The sequence below is a fragment of the Ardenticatenales bacterium genome (genome assembly GCA_020634515.1).
Classification (GTDB): domain Bacteria; phylum Chloroflexota; class Anaerolineae; order Promineifilales; family Promineifilaceae; genus JAGVTM01.
Map to the genome: position 1 here is coordinate 259,133 of JACKBL010000006.1, position 10,058 is coordinate 269,190.

Sequence of the window (10,058 nt, forward strand, 5' to 3'; positions counted from 1 at the left end):
TTAGTCCGCGTTTTCTAATGCTTCGCGGAAGCAAATGCCCAGAATGCGGGCGTTTTCCCGATTTTCGATCATGCTGTTGTGGTTGCCAGGAACGGTGACGACGCGGAACGGGCCGGTCATTCGTGTGCCCCAACCCAGGTCTTCTGGTTCGGCGGGGGGATGGTCGGCGGCGCGGAAGAGGATGGCGGGGCCATCGTAGGGGCGAATCTGGTAGCTGCATTCGGCGCGCATATTGGCTTCGTAGACGTGCAGGTAGGTGCGCATGTAGTCCAGGGTGACGTCAGGGGGGACGGCGTCCAGGGCTTTGGCTTGTTGCAGGAGGTATGCTAACTGTGCCGATGGGTCGAGGTGGGCTACGTCGGCCACGGAAACGTCATGTCCGGCGCCTTTGAGGGTGGCGACGAAGAAGCTGACTTCGTTATTAAGGGCCTGGGTGTCTATGTCTGCCGGCATTTCCTCTTGCTCGCTCGACGTATCCAACAATGCCAACAAATTTACCTGCTCTCCCCGCGCCCGCAACTGCTGCGCCATCGCGTGCGCCACCAATCCCCCTGAACACCACCCGCCCAGGAGATACGGACCATGTGGCTGCACCTCGCGCATCGCCGCGATGTAGCGGGCGGCCAGCGCCTCCATCTGGTCGGGCATCCGCTCGTGCCCCCCCAACCCCACGGCTTCGATTCCATAAAATGGACGGTCGTGCATACCGCGCCCGCCTTTGCCCATGTGCTGTGCCATTTCGTAGTAGCAAAGCACATTGCCGCCTGCCGGATGCACACAAAAAACGGGTCGCTTATAGCCTTCCGGCTGAATGGCAATGACCGGTCCCTGGGCGGCATCCGCGCTTTGTTGGCGAATGAGCGCGGCCATCTCGGCGATGGTGGGTCCCTGAAAGAGTGCGGAGAGCGGGAGTTGTACGTTCATTTTCTGCTGTACCTGGGATACCAGGCGGGCGGCCAGCAGGGAATGTCCGCCTATCTCGAAGAAGTTGTCCTTAACGCCCAGACGACGGCCATTGAGGACGCTTTCCCAGATTTGCACCAGTTGCAGTTCGGTCATGTTGCGCGGGGGCAGGTAGGCGGCGTGCAGGTCGTCCGGGTGGGCTTCGGGGTCGGGCAGGGCGCGCCGGTTGATTTTGCCGTTTGGGGTCAGGGGCAGCACGTCGAGGATGACGAAAGATGCCGGCATCATATACTCCGGCAGCCGCTCTTTTAGAAAAACGCGCAATGCCGGCACAAGCGCCTGCACCGCGGCCGTTCGCGTCGGATTATTGGCATACTGTCGCCAGGAACGGGCCGACTGCCTGGTTCGGATTCGCGGCGCATAACCACGAACGCCCGCCCTCACCAAAAGCACCTCACAAGCCCCCTCATCGTGCCCATCCCACATCACCACCGCCTCGTAAGGCAGCCGCTCCCCCAACGCCCAAAACACAGACGGGTCTATCCCCGTAGTCGCCACGCTTGCCAGCCGTTCGCGGTAGGCGGACACCGGCGCTTCCGGCTCCGCCTGCTTCATCCACGCTTGCGCTACCCGCTCCGCGTGCAGGCGGGCATTGGGCACGCGGCTGATCCAAACGGCATCCGGTTGCTGTCCCCTCAATAGTTGCTCCAGGGACGCCAGCGTGACGGATTGCGCCTGCCAATCCAGCTCGATCTCGTTTGGCGGTTTTCCCTCCGTCGTTGTCTCCTGATCCAGGCGTAAAACCACATCGTAGCGGAAACGAGTAAGCTCATTTTCCGCCACGCCCCGTTTGAGATGAACCTCGGCGCGCATAATGGGGGGCAGATGGGCAGCACTACCGGGCAGGGCAGCGAAGAAGTCTGGATCGACAACCAACTCGTTTTCCTGCGCCTGGCTTACCTTGACGGTCTGTTCGATCTGCGCTTTTGTGGTCTCCTCATGCGCCTGGAATAGGGCCACGGACAAGTGGAATGTCTGCAGCAAGGCCAGGTTACGCACGTCTCCCACGAAAATGGCTCCACCAGGTCGCAGCAGGCGGGCCGCTTCGGAAAGAACGTGACGCAAGTAATCAATGGACGGGAAGTATTGCACGACTGAATTGAGAATAACCAGGTCGAAATGCTGTTCAGGCAGGCCACGGAGGTTGCCTGCTTCCCGCTGTTCTACCGTGGCGTGCGGCATGGGCTGCGCGTGCAGGCGGTGACGAATGTAATCCAGCGGCTCTCGCACAAAATCGGTGCCGTGGTATTGAGCAACATGGGGGGCTATTTGGAAAAGAAGCATCCCGCTGCCGCACCCTATCTCTAACACCCGCGCCGTTTGCTCTCCTTGTTGCGCCAGCAGGGCGCGAATGCGGGAGACGGTTTCTGCCAGCCACTCTTCCATCTCTTCATGGGGAATAGGTTGGTGCGTGTAGCTGCTATCCCAACCGCTGGCCTGGAAAGGGGAGAGCGTTTGCAGGCGCACGGGATCATAAACGTCGTCCCACACATTGCGCCAATTGGCGACTTGCTCTTGTGTCAGTTGGTCGCTTCCCTGCGTTAGATCGGGGAGGACGTAGGCGACGAGTTTTTTGTCGCCATACTCGTCGGGTCGGGCCACGACTACGGCCTCTTGCACTTGTGCGTGCTGGCGCAGGGCGGTTTCGATTTCACCTAATTCGATGCGAAAACCGCGTACTTTGACCTGGTGGTCGATGCGGCCAATGAATTCCAGGAGGCCATCGGGGAGGTAGCGCACGAGGTCGCCTGTTTTGTACAGGCGCGCGCCGGGCGCGGGGGTGAAGGGGTCGGGCACAAAGGCGGCGTCGGTGCGTTCGGGATCATGCAGGTAGCCGCGGCCAACGCCAATGCCGGCAATACACAACTCGCCCCGCACCCCGCGCGGCACAGGCGCCAGATGTCCGTCCACCACGTAGGCACGCATGTTCATGACCGGGCGACCAATGGGCATATGAATCACGGACTCCGGCGGCGGCGCGTAAATGGGATAGTGGGTCACATCATCGGAGCATTCCGTGGGACCGTAGGCGTTCAAAAGCGGGATTTGTGGATACGTGGCAAACCAGTCGCGGCAAAGCGACGGAGCCAGCGCCTCCCCCGTGGGAATCATCCAACGCAGGGCGGAGAGTTTGTTTTCCGTTGCGGCGGCCTCTTCCAGAACGAGCCGCATCATGGAGGGAACCGCTTCCCAGATCGTTACGCCATCTGCGGAAACCTGCCGCGGCAGCGCCACCGGATCATGCGTAACCTCATCCGGGTAGATGACGACCTGCCCGCCGACCAGCGCCGCCGCCAGGAACTGCCACACGGAGATGTCGAAGCATTGGGAAGCGGTTTGGGCGATCACGTCCGCCGCCGTCAGGTTCAGGTCGCGGATTTTGGCAAACAGGTGGTTAATCATCCCCACCTGCTCCACCATGGCCCCCTTGGGCGTGCCCGTCGAGCCAGACGTGTAGATGACGTAGGCCAGATCACGCGGCTGGCCGCGATGGGGGGGATTGGGCGCGGCGGTGTGCGCCGTCAGCGCGGATTCCAATGTCAGGACGCGGGGCTGCATCGGGGTGGGCAGATGCGCCAGGGCCGCCGTGAGTTGGGACTGCAAGGCGCGGCTGACCAGCACCAATGGGCTGCTGCTCTGGCGCAGGACCTGGGCCAATCGTTGCGGTGGGTGCAGTGGGTCCAGTGGCAAGTAAGCGCCGCCCGCTTTGAAGACGCCAATGACGGCGGCCAGGAAGGCGGCGCTGCGTTCGCTAAAAAGGGCAATAACACTGTCTGGCCCGACGCCTTCCTCAATGAGGATGGCGGCCAGGCTGTTACTTTGTGCGTTGAGATGGCCATAGGTAAGTGTCTCTCCCTGGTAAACGGCTGCCGTGGCTGTCGGGGTCTTTTCTACCTGGTGTTCAAACAGTTGCGGGAAAGTCTGATCCTGGGGAAATGGGATGGCGGTGTCGTTCCAGGCGTGCAGCAGTTGTTCTCGCTCCGCGGCGGTGAGCAGCGTTAGGTGGCTGATGGGCAGATCGGGCTGGGCGATGGCCGCGGCCAGTAGCTGTTCCAGGTGGCCCAGGAGGCGGGACATGGTGTCTTCGTGGAACAGGTCGGTGTTGTATTCGACCGATAAGGATGGCCCGGCGGACATGTCCACCAGTGTCAATTCCATGTCGAACTTGGCCGTTCCGGTATGCACCAGTAGGGGTTCGCTTTTCAGACTGCCCATTTGCAGACCGGTCAGGGGCAGGTTGCGCAGGGAGAACATGACCTGGAAAACGGGGGGACGGCTGAGGTCGCGCCGGGGTTGCAGGGCCTCGACGACTTTTTCAAAGGGGATGTCCTGGTGGGCGTAGGCGTCTAGCGCGGTTTCGCGGACCTGGGCGAGGAAGTCGCGGAAGGTGGGGTCGTTGTCGAGGTCGGCGCGTAGCACGAGGGTGTTCACGAAGAAGCCGATCAAGGGTTCTACTTCTACGGGGGAGCGGTTGGCGATGTCCGTGCCGATGACGAGGTCGGTTTGTCCGGTATAGCGATGGAGCAGAATCTGGAAGGCGGCCAACAGGGTCATGAATTGGGTGACGCCTTCTTGTTGGCTGAATTGCGTGACGGTTTCGAGCAAGGATGCCGGCATTACTCGTGACACAATCGCCCCATTAAACGTCTGCATGGGCGGGCGGGGGCGGTCCGTGTCCATTTCCAGCACGGGTAACTCGCCCCCTAACTGTCTTTGCCAATAGGCGAGTTGGCGAGTTTGCGTTTCCCCTTGCAGCCACTGTTGCTGCCAGGCGGCATAATCAACATACTGCACGGGGAGTTCTGGCAAGGGGGAAGGTTGTCCTTGAGAAAACGCTGCGTACAGGATCGCCATTTCCCGGATCAGCACGCCGACCGACCAGCCATCGGCCACGATGTGGTGAACGGTGAGCAGGAGGATGTGTTCTTCCGCATCCAGTCGCAGCAGGCGCGCGCGTAGCGGCAGGTCATGGTGGAGCCGGAATGGGCGGCGGGCCTCCCGGTTTGCTTCTTCCGTGGCGGCTGCTGATCGTGAAGATGCCGGCACACCCATCAAATCCATCACGGGAATAGAGAGATGGGACGGTGGCTGAATCCGCTGCATCGGCTGGCCGTTAACGGACACGAACAGCGTGCGCAAGACCTGATGGCGGCGCACAATCTCGCTCAGCGTCTGCTCCAGCACGTCCACATCCAGCGGCCCTCGCAAGCGCAGCGCCGCCGGGATGTTGTAAAACGGGCTGTCCGGTTCCATTTGCGCCAGAAACCAGAGGCGCTGTTGCGCAAATGAAAGCGGAAAGGCATCGCCATCGGTGTCGCGCAGGCGGGGAATCGTGGTCGTCTCCGCCGTGGACGCAGCCGCGCGCTGTTTTAGTTTTCTCAGGAGTATCGCCTGTTTTTCCGGGCTGAGGTCAGCAAAACGTTTGAGGGCGTCGTTCATAATAAAGTCCTTCGAAGTCAGATTGGACCAATTTTCTCTATCGCGGGACGAATCCGCGCCATCCCGTTAGCCATTGTCGTCAGAGTCGGGAGGTGTTTCTGCCGGCATATTCTCCATCTCCGCCAACAATGCTTCCAATTCACCCGCGTCCACCTGCTCTAACTGCGTCGTGGTGACCAGCCAGGCCATGTCGGCAATGGTGGCCGCCTCGAAAAAACGGCGCAACGGAATTTGCACCCCAAAGGTTTCCTGCACGCGCGACATCAACTGGGTTGCCAACAAGGAATGCCCGCCCATTTCCAGGAAATTATCATGGATGCCGACCGGCGTCACGCCCAGAAGCTGCTCCCAGATGGCGACCAGTTCTTGCTCTATATCACTGCGTGGTGGTGTGTAGGGCGTGTCCAGGGTGGGGCGGGCGTGTGGCGCAACGGGGGCGAGCGCGGACATTTCCTGAGAAACCGGTTGTTGGCTATGGGCGATCCGTGCCGGCAAATCGCGGGTCGAAATCAGCAGTTGCGCGAATGGGGCAGACGCCTGGCGCAAGCAGCGCGCGAACAGGGCCACGCCATCCGCGGGCGGAATGCCCTGTGCCAGATTCTCGCGCCAGGCCGCCACCGTCACGTTTCCTCTGGCAGCCATGCCCACCTCGCGCCACGTATCCCAGTTGAGGGAAAGGGTGCGCCGCGCCGGATGGGTGGCCGCGCGGGCATGTGCCAGGGCGTCCAGATAGGCGTTGGCGGCGGCGTAGTCCACCTGCCCCACGCCCCCCAGAACGGCGGCCAGGGAGGAGAAAAATACGAAGAAATCAAGTGGGGCGTCGTGGAACAGCGTGTCCAGGACCAGCGCCCCTTGTACTTTCGGCCACAGCACTTGCCGCGCCGCCTCCCTGGTTTTTAGCGCAATCAGGCCGCCCCCAGGAACGCCGGCGGCGTGAATGACGCCCCGGATAGGGCCAAATTGCGCTTCTGCCTGACTGATGACGGCGCGCATGGCGGCCAGATCGGTCACGTCGGCGGCGAAGGGCAGGATTTTTCCCCCTTCCTGTTCGATTTGTCGCAGTTGGCGCAGGGTGGCGGCGATTTCGTCGTCGTGATGCGTGAGCCAGGTGTCCCATTCGGCGCGGGGCGGCAGGGGGGTGCGGCTGACGAGGATGAGGTGGGCCTGGAGGGTGCGCGCCAGGTGGCCGGCCAGTGCCAGGCCGAGGCCGCCAAGACCGCCGGTGATGAGGTAGACGCCTTTTTCTCGTAGGGCAGACGGGGCGGTGTCGGGTAGGGTAATGGGGGTGAATGCCGGCATCCAGCGCCGCCGCCCCCGAAAAGCCACAATCGGTTCCCCGCCTTCGCTCATTATCTCGCGCGCCAGTTGCCCGGCGTTGGTTTCGTCCGGTTGGGGGATGTCTAAATGCCGGCACACCACTCGCGGAAACTCCTGCCCCACCACACGACAAACACCCGCTAACATCCCCTGCGCCGGCTGCACCGTCTCCGTTCCCACCACATCATACGCACCGCTGGACACAACCACCAACTTCCCGGCCCATTGCGCCTCCAGTGCCTGGCACAAAAACAGCAAACTGTAGAAACCGTCTCTCAGATACCGGGGCAGCGCCGCCAGTGGCTCACCCGTCTCCAGAGGAGAAACAAGCCACAAATGCACAATGTGGTCAAGCCGACTGCCATCTTCCGCCAAAGCCGTCATCAATCGCCGGTAGTCCCCGGCGTCATCCGGCCGCAGCGTAAAATGATCCCGACTCAGACGCGCAAACCGCGGCGCGGGTGTCGCCATAACCACTTCATGCCCATGTCGCCGCAGCACCCGCGCCAATCCCTCCCCGATGCTGCCTGGCTTCATCAAAAGCAAAAACCGTCCCGTATCGCCTGCCGTTTCCGGCGGCGGCACGGTTTGCCGCCAGGTAGGTGCATATACCCACCGCGCGGGGTCATTCTGGAAATGGCCGGTCGCCGTTTCCGTTGTTGGCGGCGCCGTCGTGTTCTCCGCTGCCATCACCCAGTGCCGCTCGCGCGCAAAGGGATAGCCGGGAAGGGGCAGCCGTCGCCGCCGTTGCCCCACGTACATCTGCTCCCAGGAAACCTCCACGCCCAGCAGCCACATGCGCCCCAACGTCATTTGTATTTGCGTGCGTTCGTCCGTGTTCTCCGCCGGGCCGGGCAGCGACGCAAAAACGGGGGCGCTCGTCTGCTGCCGTGCCAAAATGCCTGACGAACGGCCTGGGCCTACCTCCAACCAGATCGCCTCCGGCTCCGCCGCCAGCGTTTGCACACCGGCGGCAAACTGCACGGTTTCTCGCGCATGTCTGACCCAATAAGCGGGATCCGTGGCTTCCTCATCCCGTATCCAGGTTCCACTCACGTTGGAAATGAACGGGATTTGGGGTTTTAGCCGGCGCGCGCGGGTGGCGCAGGCGGCAAACTCGGCCAGCATTGGCTCTATCATGGGAGAGTGAAAAGCGTGCGAGGTATGCAGACGGCGGCAGCGGATGCCCGCCGCCGCGAATTTCGCTTGCAGCGCCGCAATCGCGGTGACGGGACCGGATAACACGCACAACGCCGGCGCATTGATGGCGGCCAGGACGACATCAGGCGTCAGATAGGCGGCGGCCGCGGCAGCGGAAAGGTGGACGCTCAACATTGCCCCCGGCGGCATTTTTTGCATCAGGCGGCCCCGTTCAGCTACCAACCGCAGCGCGTCCTCCAGGTTGAGGACGCCGGCCAGGCAGGCGGCGACGTATTCGCCAATGCTGTGCCCGATCATTGCTTGGGGCGTGATGCCCCAGGACTGCCACAGTCGAGCCAGGGCATAGGAAATGACAAATATGGCGGGTTGGGCCAGGCTTGTCTGGTTGATGGGGGCATCTTCCCCTGCGTCCGTTGGGGGCGCAAATAACGCCTGACGAATGTCAAACCCCAGGTTTGGCCGCAAAAGGGTGGCGCACTGATCCACCACCTGGCGAAAAATCGCTTCCTGCGCATAAAGCGCCTGCCCCATGCCGTGATACTGCGCGCCCTGGCCGGGAAATAAAAAGTAGATGGGACGATGGCGGCCGGCAGTGACGCCGTCGCGCACCTGTCTGCCTTCGTCCTGTTCCAACACGGTGGCCGCGGCGATGGCGTCCTGGCTCAGGAGCATCCGTCGATAGGGCATGGGGGTGCGCCCCACTTGCAGGGTGTAGGCAACGTCCGCCAGGTTGGCGTGGGGGTGGGCGCGCAGGTGGGCGGCCAGATTGGTTGTCATTTGCGCCAGGGCGGTTTCCGTTTTGGCGGACCAGAGAAGGAGGTGAGGTCCCACGGATGGGGGAGAGGGGGGGGCGTCGGGTGCTTCCTGGAGAATGACGTGGGCGTTGGTTCCGCCAATGCCGAAGGAGCTGACGCCGGCGCGGCGAGGTCCCCCGCTGCTGTGCCATGCCCCGGTCTCGGTGCTGACGTAGAAGGGCGTGTCGGCGAAGGGAATGGCCGGATTGGGGGCGGCGAAGTTGACGTTGGCGGGAATCTGGCGCTGTTGGAGGGCGAGGATGGTTTTGATCAGGCCGGCAATGCCGGCAGCGGCATCCAGATGACCGATATTTCCCTTGACCGCGCCCAATGCGCAAAAGGCGCGGTCAGCGGTGCTTTCCCGAAACACTTGTGTCAAAGCCGCCACCTCAATGGGATCACCCAGAGCCGTTCCCGTGCCATGCGCCTCCACGTAGGCGATTGTGCGCGGGTCCACCTCGGCGGCAGCCAGCGCCGCGGCGATCACTTCCGCCTGCCCCTGCTGGCTGGGCGCGGTGTATCCCACCTTGCGCTGCCCATCATTGTTTATGGCGGAGCCGCGAATAATGGCGTCAATCATGTCCCCATCGGCGACCGCCTCCGACAATCGTTTCAAGACCACCACGCCCACGCCCTCGCCGCCGATTGTTCCCTGCGCCTGGGCATCGAAGGGGCGGCAGTGACCGTCGGGCGAGGCGATTCCCTCCGGGACGTAGCGGTAGCCGACTTTTTGCGGCACGGTGACGGAGACGCCGCCGGCCAGGGCGATGTCGCATTCATACGTCAGGAGCGCCTGGCAGGCCAGGTGTACGGCGACCAGGGAGGTGGAGCAGGCCGTCTGTACGGCAACGGCGGGGCCATTTAGTCCCAGGCGGTAGGCGGTTTGGGTGGGGAGGAAGTCTTTGTCGCTGCCCAGCAAAACCTGGAACTGGCCGACGTCTTGCACGTGGGCTTGATGCTGCATCAGGTGATTGAGCAGGTAGGTGCTGATGCTGGCGCCGGCGTAGACGCCAATAGGTTCCGCGTAGCGTGTGGGCGCGTAGCCGGCGTTTTCCAGTGCGTGCCAGGCCGTTTGCAGAAATAGCCGCTGCTGTGGGTCCATGATGTCGGCTTCACGCGGGGAGAGGCCAAAAAAGGCGGCGTCGAACAGATCGATGTCCGCGAGGATAGGGCGCGCTTTGACGTAGGCTGGGTGATTAAGCAGGGATGGGGGGACGTGGGCCGCCAGCAGTTCGTCGTCGCTGAAGAATGTGACGCTCTCCACGCTGCCCGCCAGATTACGCCAGAACGTGGCCAGGTCTTCCGCGCCGGGGAAGCGCCCGCTCAGGCCAATGATGGCGATGTCGTAGCGGCGGATTTCTGCGGGAGGGGCGTTGTTCATGG

General features: G+C 62.5%; 2 protein-coding genes. Both read right to left on the reverse strand.

Annotated elements, in window-relative coordinates:
- The gene (locus H6650_17075; protein ID MCB8953721.1) at positions 1–5,403 is read right to left on the reverse strand and encodes an amino acid adenylation domain-containing protein; all 5,403 of its coding nucleotides are present in this window, start codon (positions 5,401–5,403) and stop codon (positions 1–3) included.
- A 66-nt stretch (positions 5,404–5,469) separates the two neighbouring features.
- Positions 5,470–10,056 (reverse strand): SDR family NAD(P)-dependent oxidoreductase, encoded by a 4,587-nt coding sequence (locus H6650_17080; GenBank protein ID MCB8953722.1) that lies wholly within the window; start codon positions 10,054–10,056, stop codon positions 5,470–5,472.
- Positions 10,057–10,058: the final 2 nt, after the last annotated feature.